Source organism: Rugosimonospora africana (assembly GCF_016862975.1).
GTDB lineage: Bacteria > Actinomycetota > Actinomycetes > Mycobacteriales > Micromonosporaceae > Rugosimonospora > Rugosimonospora africana.
Window position 1 is genome coordinate 1 of the sequence record NZ_BONZ01000062.1, and the last position, 15,091, is coordinate 15,091.

Annotated in this window: 14 protein-coding genes; 10 read left to right on the top strand and 4 right to left on the bottom strand. The window is 70.9% G+C overall.

The window, feature by feature from the left end; translation table 11 throughout:
* Positions 1 to 282 precede the first annotated feature (282 nt).
* The 3 genes from Raf01_RS30645 (at position 283) to Raf01_RS30655 (ending at position 1,730) form a co-directional block, all read left to right on the top strand.
* The gene (locus tag Raf01_RS30645) at positions 283 to 585 is read left to right on the top strand and encodes an ArsR/SmtB family transcription factor (protein WP_203921543.1); all 303 of its coding nucleotides are present in this window, start codon (positions 283 to 285) and stop codon (positions 583 to 585) included.
* Positions 582 to 1,043 (top strand): SRPBCC family protein, encoded by a 462-nt coding sequence (locus Raf01_RS30650; protein WP_203921544.1) that lies wholly within the window; start codon positions 582 to 584, stop codon positions 1,041 to 1,043. Before Raf01_RS30645 ends, Raf01_RS30650 begins: the two co-directional genes overlap by 4 nt.
* Before the next feature lie 78 nt (positions 1,044 to 1,121).
* Positions 1,122 to 1,730 carry a maleylpyruvate isomerase family mycothiol-dependent enzyme gene (locus Raf01_RS30655; protein WP_203921545.1) on the top strand — a complete coding sequence of 203 codons (609 nt, stop codon included), beginning with the start codon at positions 1,122 to 1,124 and terminating at the stop codon, positions 1,728 to 1,730.
* 129 nt (positions 1,731 to 1,859) lie between these two features.
* Here the strand turns inward: Raf01_RS30655 and Raf01_RS30660 are convergent, their stop codons facing one another.
* Positions 1,860 to 2,279, bottom strand: coding sequence for a hypothetical protein (locus Raf01_RS30660; RefSeq protein WP_203921546.1), 420 nt, complete (start codon positions 2,277 to 2,279; stop codon positions 1,860 to 1,862).
* A gap of 79 nt (positions 2,280 to 2,358) precedes the next feature.
* Here Raf01_RS30660 and Raf01_RS30665 point away from each other — a divergent pair, with 79 nt between their 5' ends.
* The 3 genes from Raf01_RS30665 (at position 2,359) to lon (ending at position 6,709) form a co-directional block, all read left to right on the top strand.
* Positions 2,359 to 3,717 (top strand): pyridoxal phosphate-dependent decarboxylase family protein, encoded by a 1,359-nt coding sequence (locus tag Raf01_RS30665; protein ID WP_203921547.1) that lies wholly within the window; start codon positions 2,359 to 2,361, stop codon positions 3,715 to 3,717.
* Positions 3,718 to 3,818: 101 nt separating this feature from the next.
* Positions 3,819 to 4,223 carry a hypothetical protein gene (locus tag Raf01_RS30670; RefSeq protein ID WP_203921548.1) on the top strand — a complete coding sequence of 135 codons (405 nt, stop codon included), beginning with the start codon at positions 3,819 to 3,821 and terminating at the stop codon, positions 4,221 to 4,223.
* 155 nt (positions 4,224 to 4,378) lie between these two features.
* Positions 4,379 to 6,709 (top strand): endopeptidase La, encoded by a 2,331-nt coding sequence (gene lon / locus Raf01_RS30675; protein ID WP_203921549.1) that lies wholly within the window; start codon positions 4,379 to 4,381, stop codon positions 6,707 to 6,709.
* 152 nt (positions 6,710 to 6,861) lie between these two features.
* Here the strand turns inward: lon and Raf01_RS30680 are convergent, their stop codons facing one another.
* Positions 6,862 to 7,023 carry a hypothetical protein gene (locus tag Raf01_RS30680; RefSeq protein ID WP_239134066.1) on the bottom strand — a complete coding sequence of 54 codons (162 nt, stop codon included), beginning with the start codon at positions 7,021 to 7,023 and terminating at the stop codon, positions 6,862 to 6,864.
* Positions 7,024 to 7,183: 160 nt separating this feature from the next.
* On the opposite strand from Raf01_RS30680, the gene Raf01_RS30685 reads away from it, so the two are divergent.
* Positions 7,184 to 8,029 (top strand): aldo/keto reductase, encoded by an 846-nt coding sequence (locus Raf01_RS30685; protein ID WP_203921551.1) that lies wholly within the window; start codon positions 7,184 to 7,186, stop codon positions 8,027 to 8,029.
* Here Raf01_RS30685 and Raf01_RS30690 read toward each other — a convergent pair.
* A complete protein-coding gene (locus Raf01_RS30690) occupies positions 7,953 to 8,591 on the bottom strand; it encodes a hypothetical protein (RefSeq protein ID WP_203921552.1) in 639 nt (212 codons plus the stop codon). The two genes, Raf01_RS30685 and Raf01_RS30690, sit on opposite strands and share 77 nt — an antisense overlap.
* 286 nt (positions 8,592 to 8,877) lie before the next feature.
* Here Raf01_RS30690 and Raf01_RS30695 point away from each other — a divergent pair, with 286 nt between their 5' ends.
* Positions 8,878 to 9,786, top strand: coding sequence for a DMT family transporter (locus Raf01_RS30695; RefSeq protein ID WP_203921553.1), 909 nt, complete (start codon positions 8,878 to 8,880; stop codon positions 9,784 to 9,786).
* A 110-nt stretch (positions 9,787 to 9,896) separates the two neighbouring features.
* Here the strand turns inward: Raf01_RS30695 and Raf01_RS30700 are convergent, their stop codons facing one another.
* Entirely contained in the window at positions 9,897 to 11,669 is a 1,773-nt protein-coding gene (locus tag Raf01_RS30700) for a glycoside hydrolase family 3 protein (protein WP_239134067.1), read from the bottom strand.
* Between the two features lie 223 nt (positions 11,670 to 11,892).
* Between Raf01_RS30700 and Raf01_RS30705 the strand changes: the two genes are divergently transcribed.
* Entirely contained in the window at positions 11,893 to 13,005 is a 1,113-nt protein-coding gene (locus Raf01_RS30705) for a glycosyltransferase (RefSeq protein ID WP_203921554.1), read from the top strand.
* Positions 13,006 to 13,079: 74 nt separating this feature from the next.
* The gene (locus Raf01_RS30710; RefSeq protein ID WP_203921555.1) at positions 13,080 to 15,086 is read left to right on the top strand and encodes an amylo-alpha-1,6-glucosidase; all 2,007 of its coding nucleotides are present in this window, start codon (positions 13,080 to 13,082) and stop codon (positions 15,084 to 15,086) included.
* Positions 15,087 to 15,091: the final 5 nt, after the last annotated feature.

Sequence of the window (15,091 nt, forward strand, 5' to 3'; positions counted from 1 at the left end):
CCAAGCTGGTCTTCCGCGCCTCCGACCAGTCCCGGCCTGACATGCCGGAGGCTGTCGCCGCAGTTGACTGAGCGCAGCCGGAGCCGGTCTGTGGCGGAGGCGAGCACAGTCTCCGGAAACACCGACCGACTTCGTTAGGCACGATGCCCGGTGCGTTACGCGCGCCGGGCATCGTGCTGTCCGGCTTTGCTTCCGGCCGGCTGATCGCTTTACACAACCGATTGGTTGTGCAAGGCTTGGCTTGTGCAGGAGGCTGAGACCCAGGTCCTCGCGAGGACCTTCATGGCGCTGGCCGACCCCACGCGTGTCGCGATCGTGGCGCGATTGGCTGGGGGAGACGCCACCGTCAAGGAGTTGACCGAACCGTTCCATCTGACGCAGCAGGCGATCTCGCGGCACCTGAAGGTGTTGGAGGAGGCCGGGCTGGTTTCGCGGCGGAAGAAGGCGCAGGCGCGGCCGGCGAGCCTGGAGGTCGAGAGGTTGGTCGAGGTACTGGCTTGGATCGATTCGCAGCGGCGAGAGTGGATCGACCGGCACAACCGTCTCGAACAGCACCTGCGACGCCTCGCTGGGGAGCGACGTTGACCGAGTCTTCCACCGACGAGAACTTCACCGTCCGGCACGTCCACCCCGCGCCACGCGACCTGGTGTTCGAATGCCTGACAACGCCGGATCACCTGACGCACTTCTGGGGTCCGACCGGAACCCACACGCCCGTGGAGAACATCGTGGTCGACTTGCGCCCCGGTGGCGCGTTCGAGACCACGATGGTCAACGACCGCAGCGGGGACAGGTACACGATGCGCGCGGTCTACGTCGACGTTGACGCCCCGCGGTTTGTCTCGTGGCGCGAGATCGACTCGGGCGTGCTGAGCGAGGTGACGTTCGTCGACCTCGGTGACGGCACCACTGAGGTCGTCACCACCCAGCGCGGGCTCCCGCCGCAGCTGCGAACCCCGGAGGCGCGTGCCGGCTGGGGTACCGCGTTGAGCCGGGCCGCCGCCTATATCGCCGCGATCGCGGCAGGGGAGGCCGGCTCGTGACCACCTTCTTGTCGGCGTGGCCGAACCTCGGCGGCGACCCATCCACCCATCCGCAGATCCCATCCGAGAAAGGACCACATGACCACCACCGAGAACGACGCCCAGACGCTCGTCGGTCCACAGTTTCGCGCTCTCGCCGAGACTCTGACCGCCGAGCCGACGTCGATCGCCGACGCGCCGTCACTGTGTGAGGGGTGGGCGGTCAGGAACGTCGTGGCCCACATGACGATGGCCGCCCGCTACGACGGGCCGGCGTTCATGGCCGAACTCGCCGCAGTCGGCCACGACTTCGGCGCGCTCTCCGAACAACTGGCGCGCCGAGACGGCGGGCTGGCCTTCGGCAGGCTACTCGACGACCTGCGCAGCAACACGATGGCCGTCTGGGCCCCGCCGGGTGGCGGCGCTGTCGGGGCGCTGAGCCACGTCGTCATCCACGGCCTCGACATCACCACCGCCCTCGATCTGCCCCGAACCGCCGACGATCAGGCCACCCAGCTCGTGCTCACCTCGCTGGCTGAGGGTGGGGTTGCCGCGCATTTCGGCGTCGACGCCACCGGGAGACGTCTGAAGGCCAAGGACCTCGACTGGCAATTCGGCGCCGGCGAGCCGCTCGAGGCGACCGCCGGCGACCTCGTCCTGGCGCTGGCCGGCCGCCGACGCCCCGGCATCGACCTGTCCGCGAAGTAGGGTTCCGCCACCCTGTCCGGCTTTGCTTCCGGCGAGGGGCCGCTTGCGGAAGCTTTGCTCTGCTTACCCATAGGCAACGATTTTGGCCGGAAGCGTTGCGTGGAGGTAAGCAGAGCAAAGGCGGGAGCGTCACACCTCGTCCCGCTCCAGGCGTAACCGGAGCAGTTCCCGGAGCGGGATGCGTTCCCCGTCCCGGCCACCCTCGCCGATCACCAGCCGGGGCGCCGACGGCCGGACGGCGGCTCCGGTGAGCCGGGCCCGCAGCGAGCCGGGGACGGTCAGGATGTAGAACTCTCCGTCGTCGCCGATCGCGAGGGTGTGGTCGGGGCGCAGGTACCAGCCGCGCAGCCCGGTCCGGTACCGGGCCCGCCCGTCGTACCCCTGGGCGGACAGCGGCCGTACCGTCAGACCGCGCTCCCGCGCCGCCCGGACGAACTCGGCGATCAGCTCGCGGGCCTGCCCGGCCTCGGCGGCCTCCTGCCTTGCCCGCTCGGCCGCGTGCGCGGCGATCGCCCGGCCACGCTGCTGTGCCCAGTCCGAACCGTCCATCCCGCCATCCTCCGGCACCGGCCGCCCGTCGAGGGACCTAGGGTGTCGCGAAGATCGGTGGTGCGCTGGGAGGCGGCGGATGGACCTGCGAGGGTGGCTGGGGCAGGCGATCGACTGGTACGAGCGGTGGGCGGGTGAGTTCGGCGAGTACCGGCCGCATCCGGCGCTCGATGTCGGCGAGGAGCGCTTCGCCGAGGCGTTCGGCGAGTTCACCGAGCGGCTGGGTGACAACTACCCGTTCTTCCATCCCCGGTACGCCGGCCAGATGCTCAAGCCGCCGCACCCCGCGGCGATCGCCGGCTATCTCGCCGCCATGCAGGTCAACCCGAACAACCACGCCCTGGACGGCGGCCCGGCGACGGCGGCCATGGAGAAGGACGTGGTGGCCCAGTTGGCTGCCATGTTCGGCTTCGGCGAGCACCTGGGCCACCTGACCACCAGCGGTACCGTCGCCAACCTCGAAGTGCTCTTCGTCGCACGGGAGACCCATCCGGGACTGGGCGTGGCGTACAGCGCGGACAGCCACTACACCCATGCGCGCATGTGCCACCTGATCGGCGTCGAGGGGCACCCGGTGCCGGTGGACGCCGCCGGCCGGATGGACCTGTCGGCGCTGTCCGAGCTGTTGGAGACCGGCCGGATCGGTACCGTCGTGCTGACCGCCGGCACCACCGGGCTGGGCGCGGTCGACCCGATTCACGAGGCGCTCGCGCTGCGCGAGCGCTACGGGGTGCGGCTGCACGTCGATGCCGCGTACGGCGGGTTCTTCACGCTGATCGCGGACGACCGCGAGGACGGCGTCGCCTCGGCACCCTGGCGGGCGATCGCTCGGTGCGACTCGGTCGTCGTCGACCCGCACAAGCACGGGTTGCAGCCCTACGGCTGCGGGGCGGTGCTGTTCGCCGATCCGGCGGTCGGTCGGTTCTACCGGCACGACTCGCCGTACACGTATTTCACCTCGGACCAGCTGCACCTGGGCGAGATCTCGCTGGAGTGCAGCCGGGCCGGCGCGGCCGCCGCGGCGCTGTGGCTGACGCTGCGGCTGCTGCCGCTGACCCCGGACGGGCTGGGCGCGGTGCTGCGCCCGGGTCGCCGCGCGGCGCTGCGCTGGGCCGAGTTGCTGTCCGGCTCGGCGTACCTGGCCCCGTACCAGCGGCCCGAACTGGACATCGTGGCATACCTGCCCCGGCTGGCCACACTGTCGGCGATCGACGAGGCGTCCGACCGGATGCTGCACCACGGCATGACGGACCGGGACGACCCGGTGTTCCTGGCGACCTACGCGGTGACCGGGGCGTCCCTGCGCGAGCGCGGCCACCGGGTCGCCGACGACGTGCCGCGTGGCCGGATCCTGCGCAGCGTGCTGATGAAGCCGGAGGCCGAGGGGTACCTGGACCGGCTGCACGACCGGGTGGAGCGGCTGGCCGCGCGGCCCTGATCTGTGCCAGCTTTGCGGGCGACCGGTGAGTTGCCGGGTGTTACCGGGCGCAAGCCGCACAATGTGCTATTGGGGGGAATGATCACTTGGGGGGTGGTGTCATGGAGACCGTGGCGGACTTCGTCCGGCGTACCGAGGGGCCGGCGGTGCCGTTCGTCCCGGACTGGTACCCGTGGGTGTACGCGCACCACTACCTCCGACTGGAGGAGGCAGGCCTGCCGCCGGAGTTTCACCGGGGTACCGGCCCGTTCTCGCTCGCCGAAGCCCAGGATCTGGTGTACCTGTGGTGCGGCCTGTCCGGGGAGAGCGTGCAGCCTGCCGCCCGGATGCTCGCCGACGCGTACCTGCGCCGCTGGGGGATCCTGCGCGGTACCCAGGCCGATCCGGCGGCGACCCCGGCGACGTCGCCCGGGCGGCGGTCCCGGCGACAGCCCCAGGCCGCCCGGCCCTCGGGTGCCGGTCGCAGCCGCCGGCTGACCGTCGCCCCCTCCACCCGATCGGCCTGAAGCGGACCCTGAGCCGCCGGCCTCCGGCCCCGAGGGCGGTCGCTGGTCTCGGGCCGCCGGGGCGGTGGCGTGACGGGCGCCACATCATGGAACAGATCGCCTCTGCGAAAACTTGAGTGCAACAGGCTCATGATTACGCGATTACAGAGGTGCACATGGCTACTCTTCCGGTTCTACCGCTGACCGACGAGGTACTGCTGCCCGGCATGGTCATTCCGGTGACCCTGGATGCGGGCACCCAAGCCGCGATCGACGCCGCCCGGACCACCGGCGACAAGACGCTGCTCGCGGTGCCCCGGCTGGACGGCGAGTACGGGTCGGTCGGCACCATCGCCACCATTGACAAGATCGGCCGGCTGCCCAGCGGCGAGCCCGCCGCGGTGATCCGCGGACTGTCCCGCGCACGGATCGGCTCCGGGATTCCCGGGCCGGGTGCGGCGCTGTGGGTCGAGGCTGTCGCGTTGGACGAGCCGGCACCTGCCGGCAAGGCTCGGGAACTGGCCCGCGAGTACAAGGCGCTGGTCACTTCGCTGCTGCAACGCCGCGGGGCCTGGCAGGTCATCGACGCCGTCGAGCGGATGACCGACCTCGGCGAGCTGGCTGACTCCGCCGGGTACTCGCCGTGGCTGTCGCTGACCCAGAAGGCCGAGCTGCTGGCCGCGCCGGACGTGACCACGCGGCTGGAGCTGCTGGTCGACTGGGTGCGTGCGCACGTGGCCGAGCAGGAGGTCACCGAGAAGATCAGCGAGGATGTCCGCGAGGGCATGGAGAAGAGCCAGCGGGAGTTCCTGCTCCGGCAGCAGCTGGCCTCGATCCGCAAGGAGCTGGGCGAGGACGAGCCCGACGGTGCCGGCGATTACCGGACCCGGGTGGAGAGTGCCGACCTGCCGGACAAGGTCCGCGAGGCGGCGCTGCGCGAGGTGGGCCGTCTGGAGCGGGCCAGCGACGCCTCGCCCGAGTCGGGCTGGATCCGCACCTGGCTGGACACGGTGCTGGAGCTGCCGTGGAAGACCCGTACCGAGGACAACACCGACCTGACCGCGGCGCGCGAGGTGCTCGACGCCGACCACGCCGGGCTCGACGACGTGAAGGACCGGATCCTGGAGTACCTCGCGGTACGCAACCGCCGGGCGGCCCGTGGGCTGCACGTGGTGGGCGGCCGGGGCTCCGGCGCGGTACTCGCGCTCGCCGGCCCTCCCGGTGTCGGCAAGACCAGCCTCGGCGAGTCCGTCGCCCGGGCACTGGGCCGCAAGTTCGTGCGGGTGTCGCTGGGCGGCGTCCGGGACGAGGCCGAGGTTCGGGGGCACCGGCGCACGTACGTCGGCGCGATGCCGGGCCGGATCGTGCGTGCCATCCGCGAGGCCGGTTCGATGAACCCGGTGGTGCTGCTGGACGAGGTGGACAAGCTGTCCGCCGGCGGCTTCTCCGGCGACCCGGCCGCGGCGCTGCTGGAGGTACTGGACCCGGCGCAGAACCACACGTTCCGCGACCACTACCTGGAGATCGACCTCGACCTCTCGGACGTGCTGTTCCTGGCCACCGCGAACGTGGTGGACACCATCCCCGGTCCGCTGCTGGACCGGATGGAGCTGGTGACGCTGGACGGCTACACCGAGGCGGAGAAGGTCGCCATCGCCCGGGACCACCTGTGGCCCCGGCAGCTGGAGCGGGCCGGCCTGACCGCCGACGAGGTGACCGTCGACGACGAGGCGCTGGGCCTGATCGCCGGCGAGTACACCCGAGAGGCGGGCGTACGGCAGCTCGAACGCGGGTTGGCGAAGGTGCTTCGTAAAGTCGCCGTGGAGCTGGCCTCGAAGTCGGGGCCGGTGCACGTGGGGCGGGACAACCTGAAGACGTACCTGGGGCGTCCCCGGTTCGTGTTCGAGTCCGCCGAGCGTACGGCGGTGCCCGGCGTGGCCACCGGACTCGCGGTGACCGGTGCCGGCGGCGACGTGCTGTTCATCGAGGCCACCGCCATGAACGGTGAGCCGGGGCTGACCCTGACCGGCCAGCTCGGCGACGTGATGAAGGAGTCGGCGCAGATCGCCTGGTCGTACCTGCGCTCGCACGGTCCGGAGCTGGGCATCGACCCGGCCGGCCTGGTGGGCAAGCGGATCCACCTGCACGTGCCGGCCGGCGCTGTTCCCAAGGACGGGCCGAGCGCGGGCATCACGATGGTGACCGCACTCGCCTCGCTGGCCTCCGGCCGGCCGGTACGCCCGGAGGTCGGGATGACCGGTGAGGTCACCCTGGCCGGTCGGGTACTGCCGATCGGCGGCGTGAAGCAGAAGCTGCTCGCGGCACACCGGGCCGGACTGACCGAGGTCATCATCCCGGCGCGCAACGAGCCGGACCTGGATGACCTGCCGGCCGAGGTGCGCAAGGCGCTGACCATCCACGTCACCGGTGAGGTGTCGGAGGTACTGCGGCTGGCGCTGCGTCCGGCCGAGGTCGGCGCGGTCCCGCTGGTCGGGGCAGCCGCCTGACGGGCACCGCGGCGTCCGCCGCCTGAAAGGCACCGCGGCGTCCTGAAAGGCACTGCGGCAAGGATCGAGGGCACCGGGGAAACCCGGTGCCCTCTTTGCGTTCGGCGAACCCGGCCGCGGCGCGGGCTCTGCTGTGGGCAGAGCGCGTCGAGTCAGCTCTCGTCCGGCTCCGGCTCGATGCCGCTCTGCACCCGGCGGTTCGCCGGAGGCTGCGGGCCGAACGGGGAGCGCTGTTCCTCGGGTACCGGCCGGCCGCTGCTGGGGCCGCGTTCCCGGCCCGCTCCCGGGGCTCGGTCCTCCGCACTGTCCTGCACGAGGGGATCCCGGCCGCTGCGTCGCGCCTCTGGTTGTTGCGGATTCGGCATGCCCCGGGGGCTACCCGTGGGCGTGCCGGCCAAACGGGTTAGGCCGGTACGGGAAGGGTAGGGGATCGCTGTACCGTCTTCCGTTCCCGCGCCCCGGCCGGAGCCGCCCATGACCGCCGCGATACCGGTGATCACCCTGCCGTCCACCCAGAACATGCCGGTGCTCGGCCACGGCACCTGGTACCTGGGCGACAACCCGCGTACCCGACCGGACGAGCTGGCGGCGCTGCGCATCGGGCTCGATCTCGGCATGACGCTGATCGATACCGCCGAGACGTACGGCGACGGCGACGCCGAGGACCTCGTCGGCGAGGCCATCGCGGGCCGCCGCGAGCAGGTTTTCCTGGTCGACAAGGTGAATCCGGCCAACGGCAGCGCCCAAGGCGTGGTGGAAGCCTGCCACCGCAGCCTGCGCCGGCTGCGTACCGACCACATCGACCTGTACCTGCTGCACTGGCGTGGCGAGTATCCGCTCGCGGAGACCATCGAGGGGTTGGCCCGGCTGGTCGACTCCGGCGAGATCCGCCAGTGGGGTGTGAGCAACTTCGACACCTCGGACATGAACGACCTGCTGAGCACTCCGGGTGGCGAGTCCTGCGCGGCCAACCAGATCCTCTACAACGTGACCCGTCGCGGGCCGGAGTACGACCTGTTGCCGCTGTGCCGGGACCGTGGGATTCCGGTGATCGCTTACTCGCCGATCGAGCAGGGCCGGCTGCTCGATCGTCCGGAACTCACCGAGGTGGCGGCCCGGCACGACGCGACGCCGGCTCAGGTCGCGCTGGCCTGGGTGCTGCGGCAGCAGGGGATGGCGGCGATCCCGCGCTCGGGCAACCCGGCGCACGTCGCCGAGAATGCCGCCTGCCTGGATGTCCACCTCACCGACGAGGACCTCGCCAGGTTGGACGCGGCGTACCCGCCGCCCAGCGCCGCGCAACCACTGGAGATCCTCTGAACCGTGGCCGTGCCTGACCGCCGGACGGGCGGTGGGCAAGGTACAGCAGCAGGGCGGCCAGCGGGATCTCCCCTGCCGCGGCGACCGCGCCCGCGGTCAGGTCCGACGGCGTGGACGCGGTGGTGAGGTCGAACCATGCGTCGCACAGCAGGAGCGTGGCGGTGACGGCCGCGGCCGCCCAGACGGCCCTGCCGCCTCGCAGGGTCGCCCACCCGGTGGCGGCGAAGCTGAGTAGCAGCACAGAGTCGAAGCCGACCCAGGTGATGCTCCAGTGCTGCGTGACGTACCGCTCGGGCAGCGTGGTGGCCAGCCGGGCGGTCCACGGGATCATTGCCGCGCAGGCGGCCAGGGCCAGTACGGCCAGCCAGCGCCGGCGGGTGGTGCCGGGTGTCGACGGCCTGGCCGCGTCCGGCGGTGCGGGTGCGGCTGTGTCTGCCGGTGCTTGTTCGGCCGGTGCCCGCTCGGCCGGTGCTTGCTCGGCCGCCGCAAGCTCGGCCAGGCGGCGGGCGAGCCGCGTGCGCTCCTCGCGGGTCAGCGCCGCGAGATGTTCGTCGGTAAACACCCACCCACCATGCCCCGGCCTCCGGTTCCTATGCCATCTGGCATTTCGTGGGCCAGCCGGCTCCGACTGGTCTGGGTCTGTCCGACCAGTCCGGCTCGGCGCGTCTGGCGCCGCGCGGCGACCCGGACCAGTCGTTCACCGGGCGGCGACCCGGACCAGTCGCGCGTTGTGGAGCCGGTCACAGCGGTGGCAGGAAACTCCCGTAACGATGTCCGATTTTCGCTCGACCGGTGCAAGGACCGGAAGGCACAATCGCTCCTGACTTGAGGACGGATGGGGGACCGGGATGTCGCGGCGTGGTTGGCTGCTTTTCATCGCTATGGGCGTCATCTGGGGCGTACCGTACTTGTTGATCAAGGTGGCGGTCGGCTCGCTGTCGCCCGCGTCGTTGGTGTTCCTGCGCACCGGGCTCGGAGCGCTGCTGCTGTTGCCGCTGGCCGGTGCGCGCGGTCAACTCCGCCCGCTGCTGCGGCACTGGCCGGCGGTGCTGGTGTTCACCGCGGCCGAGGTGACCGTCCCGTGGCTGCTGCTGGCCAGGGCCGAGCAGCGGCTGAGCAGTTCGCTGTCCGGGCTGCTGATCGCCGCCGTACCGCTGGTCGGAGCGATCCTCGGCTGGGCCGGCGGCACCGAACGGCTGGGCGGCAGGCGGCTCGTCGGGCTGCTGATCGGGCTCGCCGGCGTGGCCGCCCTGGTCGGGCTCGACGTACGGGGCGGCGACGCGGTGGCGCTGCTGGAGATGGCCGGCGTCGTCATCGGGTACGCGATCGGGCCGTACGTGCTGGCCCGGTACCTGTCGGAGGTGCAGGGTGCCGGCGTGACCGGGGTGTCGCTGGGGCTGTCCGCCCTCGTGTACCTGCCGGTGGCCGCGGTGCAGCGTCCCCGGCACTGGCCGGGGCTCAACGTGATCGGCGCCGTGCTGGTTCTCGCGATCCTGTGCACGGCCGCCGCGTTCCTGCTGTTCGTCCAGCTCATCGCGGAGGTCGGGCCGATCCGCGCGACGGTCATCACGTACGTCAACCCGGCCGTCGCCGTGGCGCTGGGCGTACTGGTCAACGGGGAGCCGTTCACGCTCGGCATCGGGCTCGGGTTCGCGCTCGTCCTGGCCGGCTCGGTCCTGGCCACCCGCCGCCCGGCACGGGTCGAACCGGTACCCGACGCCGAACCGATATCGGCCAGTCTGGCTCGGCGCGTCTGACGCCGCGCGGCGACCCAGACCAGCCGTCGGCCAGTTTGGCTCGGCGCGTTTGACGCCGCGCGGCGACCCAGACCAGCCGTCGGCCAGTTTGGCTCGGCGCGTCTGACAGGTCACCACGTCAGCCCGTGGCCGTACCGGAAAAGCGGTTCGGGCGCGTCGAAGGGCACGTCCGGCCGGCCCGACCCGACGTCCTCGGCGCTTCCCGGCAGATCGAAGGGCAGCCGGCCACCCGGCGCGGCCCGACCGGTCAGCACGTCGACCAGCGCCCCGTCACCGATGCCGAACGTGACGAGCAGGGTGGCGGCGTCCGCGGCCAGCGGGGTGAGGACGGCCGGCCGGTCCAGGTATATGTCCACAATGGACGGTACGGTGTCCGTGATCGCGCGGATCCGGGCCAGTTCGCCCGGCGGGTACTCCAAGCCTCCGGCGTGGAAGTAGGACTCGATCGGTCCGGGCCGGGGCTCGTACGGCGCCGCCAGCCGGAGGATCGCCACCTCTGCCCGGGCCGGATCGTCCACCACGGTCGCGGTGCTAGCGAGTGTGCCGGGTGCCAGATTCTCGCAGTACACCCGCAACCCCGGCCGCAGCGGCAGGTGCGCGGCGCTGTCCCGGCCGGCATTGGTCAGCAGCGTGGCCGAGGCGTGCTGGGCGGCCAGCCCGGCGGCCCGCAAGTCCGCGCGCCCGACCGTGCACGCGGCCCGGTCCTCGTCCACGTACCGGGAGTCGAACAGCCCGAGGCGGAACTTCTCGCGCAGCAGCCGGCGTACCGAAGCGTCCAGCCGGTGCTCGCTGACCTGTCCGGTGCGCACCAGGTCGACGACGAGGTCGGGCCGCGCCTCGCCGCCGAACTGGTCGACGCCGGCCTCCAGCGCCTTGCGCGCGCGCTCGTGCGGGGTCAGGTGCTCGACTCCCCAGGCCCGCGCCGGACGTACCTGCCCCTCGAACTCCGCGTCGGTCAGCACGCCCCAGTCGGTGCAGACGATCCCGTCGAAGCCCAGGCGCTCGCGCAGCAGGCCGGTGATGACGTCCCGGTTGAAGCCGAAGCCGACCTGTTCGTACCGGGTGCCCACGGGCATCCCGTAGTACGGCATCAGCTGCGACGTCCCTGCGGCCACGGCCGCGGCGAACGGTGCCAGGTGCTCGTCGAACCGGCCGCCCGGGTACACCTGTTCGCGGGCGTACCGGAAGTGCGGATCCTCGCCGTCCTTCTGCGGCCCGCCGCCGGGGAAGTGTTTGGTCATCGCCGCCACCCCGTCCGGCCCGAGGGTCGCGGCGCGCAACCCGCGCAGGTACGCGCGCACCAACACACAGGCCAGGTCGGCGTCGGCGCCGAACGTGCCGACGACGCGCGGCCACCGCGGCTCGGTGGCCAGGTCCACCTGCGGGTGCAGGGCCAGCCGCAGGCCGACGGCGAGATACTCCTGCCGCACGGTGTCGGCGAACCGCTCGACCAGGGCGGCGTCCCGGGTCGCGGCCAGGCCGAGCGGCTCGGGCCACTGCGAGAACGGGCCGGCCATCACCGCGGTGTTGGGGTTGTCCGAGCAGGCGTGTCGAGGATCGGTGGACAGCGTGACCGGGATGCCGAGCCGGGTACCCGCGGCGAGATCCTGGACGCGGTTGTGCCACCGCGCCATCTGCCGGGCGGGCGCTGAGCCGATGAGGTTGAAGTGGCTCATTCCCAAGCCGACGACCATGTCCCGCGCGGAGAGCAGACCGGCGTGCGGATCGGCCGGGGCGAGCGTTCCGCCCGGACCCATGACGATCATGGTGTGGAACAGCAGGCCCGCCTTCTCCTGAAGAGTCATGCGGCCCAGCAGGTCCTCGGTGCGCCGCGCGACGCTCAGTCCCGGGTCGCGGTACGGCGGGTTCGGCGCGCTGCTCACCGTCCTCACCGTAACGCCGGGATCGCCGGGCGCCGGGCGGATTGAGCCGCACGGTGCCGCCCGGCATCCGATAATGATGAGTGAATGCCGCCTGCAGGGCCCAGGTCCTGCCCTGCCGATCATTCGCCGACCGGCGAGCGGAGTTAGGGGTAGCATGCCCGGTCGAAAGATAATGATCTTTACGATCCCCAACGACGGCCACCTTAACATCCTCAAGAGACTGGTGCGCGAGTACCGGGATTCGCACGCGTTCAGCATCGTGCTCGTCGACCGGCACAACAGCGAACCGAACCTGGCCGACGTCGCCGTTCCGGTGTTCGTACTCGAACGGTCGGCCGGTTTCATGAACACCCCCGCGTCGCAGGTCTTCCAGCGGGTGTACGGACTGCTCGGCGAGTGCCTGGACATCGCGCGCGAGTTCGATCCGGACCTGGTGCTGTACGACTTCTGCGCGCTGGAGGGCGCGTTCGTCGCGCAGATCCTGAACCGCCCCCGCTGGTGTTCCGTGCCGGGTTTGATGGGGCCGCTGACCGATCGCGGCTACCTCACCGATGCCGTGTCCTCGGAAGCCAACCAGGACGCGATCGCCTCGATCCAGCGCCACTTCGACATCGCCGTACCGCGGGAGGGCATCGAGCTGATATCCAACAGCCTGTTCGTCCCCGGCGACCTGAACTTGCTCTGGTCGTACCCGTCGCTGACACCGCACAACTTCCGGGACAACCGCGGCCCGGCGCGGTACCAGTTCGCCGGTTACCTGTCCGACGGCCACCGCCGGCGGACCGCGGGCGGCGGCACCCCGGTCGTGTACCTGTCCTTCGGCACCGAGGTCATGGTGAACATGTGGACCGCCCAGGAGGAGACCCGCGAGGGCGTGCGCCGGTGCGTGGCGGGATTGGCGCAGCGCTGGCGCGACCGCGACTTCGAGGTCGTCTTCGCCACCCAGGGCAATCTGGTGCTCCCCGAGTACCCAGCCAACTGGCGCGTGCACGGCAAGGTCGACCAGCAGGAGGTGCTCAGCCGGGCCGACGTGTTCGTCACCCACGGCGGCAGCAACAGTTTCCACGAGGCTGTGCTGTCCAGGGTGCCGATGGTGGTGGCGCCGTTCTTCGGCGACCAGATACTGATCGGTAACCGGGTCGAGGAATTGGGCGTGGGCATCCATCTGGCGGAGGACGACGGCATCGACACCGGCAAGTCGAAACACTTCCTGAACGACGGCCTCACCGAGCGGATCGACCATGCGGTCGCCGAGATTCTCGACAACGACGGGTACCGCAAGAACTTCGACACCATCCGGCTGGAGTGCACCCCGGCATTGGCCGAGCTCGATTAGGCGTACCCGCTCGCCGGGTGCCGCGGCGGCGCTGAACGCTGTTTCCCGGCCGCCCACCGGGGTATGCGCAACGAATGGCCAACCTGACCGTCCTGGACGGAAGCAGCTTCTTCGTGTCGGACGCCGCCGGCGACGTGGACATCACCGAGGCCATGAGTTCGAACGTGATGGGCCTGTTCCACTCCGACGTGCGGCACCTGGCGGTCTGGTCGCTGCTGATCGACGGCCAGCCGATGCGCGTGCTGACCAGCCGGCCGAACGACTACTACTCGGCACGGATGTTCGGGGCGCTCGCGGCGGGTAGGCACGACCCGTCGATCGCCGTGCGCCGGGAGCGCATCGTCGCCGACGGTGTGCACGAGGACCTCTGGGTGAGCAACAACAGCGGTGAGCCCGTCACGGTATGCGTGGAGTTGCGATTCGGTGCCGACTTCGCCGATCTGCTGGCGGTGAAGCGCGGGGAAAGCATGCGCGGCCGGACCAGTGTGGAGGTCGACGGTCCGCGGGTCACGCTGCGGTACCAGAACCAGGCGTACGAGCGCTTGACGACCATCCGGTTCGGGGAACCGGGCGAGCTGCACGAGGACCTGATGCGCTGGAACCTCACCATCGCGCCCCGCGAGGAGTGGACCACCTGCATCGACATCGGCGTCGTCGTCGACGGCAAGGAGGTGAGCATTCGCACCGAGCACGGTGGGATGGGCACCGTGCACCCGAACATGGAGATGAGCCTCGGCGACTGGATGGACACCGCCCCGACACTGCACACCGATGTCGAGCCGTTTCAACGCACGTACCAGCAGAGCCTGCTCAACCTTGCCGCGCTGCGGTTCCGGCCGCACCCGAATGGGATGAGCCTGCCCGCCGCCGGTCTGCCCTGGTTCATGGCGCTGTTCGGCCGGGACAGTCTCATCGCCGCGTACCAGGCTCTGCCGTTCCACCCGTCGCTGGCCGAGAGCGCGCTGCGCACCCTGGCCGAACTGCAGGCGACCGAGTACGACGACTTCCGCGACGCCGAGCCGGGAAAGATTCCACACGAGCTGCGCAGTGGCGAGTCGAGCCACCTCGGCGTCGCGCCGTACACGCCGTACTACGGCAGCCACGACTCGACCCCGCTGTTCCTGATCCTGCTCGACGAGTACGAGCGGTGGACCGGGAACGTCGCGCTGGTGCGGGAACTGGAACAGGCGGCGCGCAACGCGTTGGGCTGGATCGAGGGGCCGGGCGACCGGGACGGCGACGGCTATCTCGAGTACGAGACCCGCTCCTCGGCCGGCCTGCGCAGCCAGTGCTGGAAGGACTCGTGGAACTCGGTGATGTTCGCCGACGGGCGGGTGGCCGACCCGCCCATCGCCACCTGTGAGATCCAGGGCTACGCGTACGACGCGCGGCTGCGCACCGCTCGGCTGGCCCGCGAGATCTGGGGCGACGCCTCGACAGCCGAACGGCTCGAACGCGACGCGGCGGCGCTGCGCGAGCGGTTCAACCGGGACTTCTGGATCGAGGATCGGGGCCACTACGCGCTCGCGCTGGACGGCGCGAAGAACCAGGTGGACGCGTGCACCTCGAACTTCGGACACCTGCTGTGGAGCGGCATCCTGGACGACGAGCGCGCGGAACTGGTGGTACGGCGGCTGTTGGCCGACGACATGTGGAGCGGCTGGGGCATCCGTACCATGTCCACAAAGGACGATGGGTACAACCCGATCGAGTACCACAACGGCACGGTCTGGCCGCACGACAACTCGATAATCGCCGAGGGCATGCGCCGGTACGGCTTCAAGGACGAGGCGTCCAAGGTGATCCACGCGCTGCTGGAGGCGGGCAGGGACTTCGAGTTCCTGCTGCCGGAGGTCTTCGCCGGACACCCTCGGTCGGAAACCGGCACACCGGTGGAGTATCCGACGGCGTGCCGGCCGCAGGCGTGGGCCGCCGGTGCGCCGCTGCTCGGCCTGCGCACGGTGCTGGGCATGGACGCGGGGAAAGACGGGCTCACCGTGAACCCGCACGTGCCGGCCGCGATGGGCCGGATCCGGCTCGACGGGGTACCGGTGCGGGGACAGCGCCGCAACGTGTCCTGACGCGA

Coding starts and splice junctions, on each gene's coding strand:
- Raf01_RS30645 (WP_203921543.1), top strand. CDS start 283: ATGGCGCTGGCCGACCCCACGCGTGTCGCGATCGTGGCGCGATTGGCT.
- Raf01_RS30655 (WP_203921545.1), top strand. CDS start 1,122: ATGACCACCACCGAGAACGACGCCCAGACGCTCGTCGGTCCACAGTTT.
- Raf01_RS30660 (WP_203921546.1), bottom strand. CDS start 2,279: ATGGACGGTTCGGACTGGGCACAGCAGCGTGGCCGGGCGATCGCCGCG.
- Raf01_RS30665 (WP_203921547.1), top strand. CDS start 2,359: ATGGACCTGCGAGGGTGGCTGGGGCAGGCGATCGACTGGTACGAGCGG.
- Raf01_RS30670 (WP_203921548.1), top strand. CDS start 3,819: ATGGAGACCGTGGCGGACTTCGTCCGGCGTACCGAGGGGCCGGCGGTG.
- lon (WP_203921549.1), top strand. CDS start 4,379: ATGGCTACTCTTCCGGTTCTACCGCTGACCGACGAGGTACTGCTGCCC.
- Raf01_RS30685 (WP_203921551.1), top strand. CDS start 7,184: ATGACCGCCGCGATACCGGTGATCACCCTGCCGTCCACCCAGAACATG.
- Raf01_RS30695 (WP_203921553.1), top strand. CDS start 8,878: ATGTCGCGGCGTGGTTGGCTGCTTTTCATCGCTATGGGCGTCATCTGG.
- Raf01_RS30710 (WP_203921555.1), top strand. CDS start 13,080: ATGGCCAACCTGACCGTCCTGGACGGAAGCAGCTTCTTCGTGTCGGAC.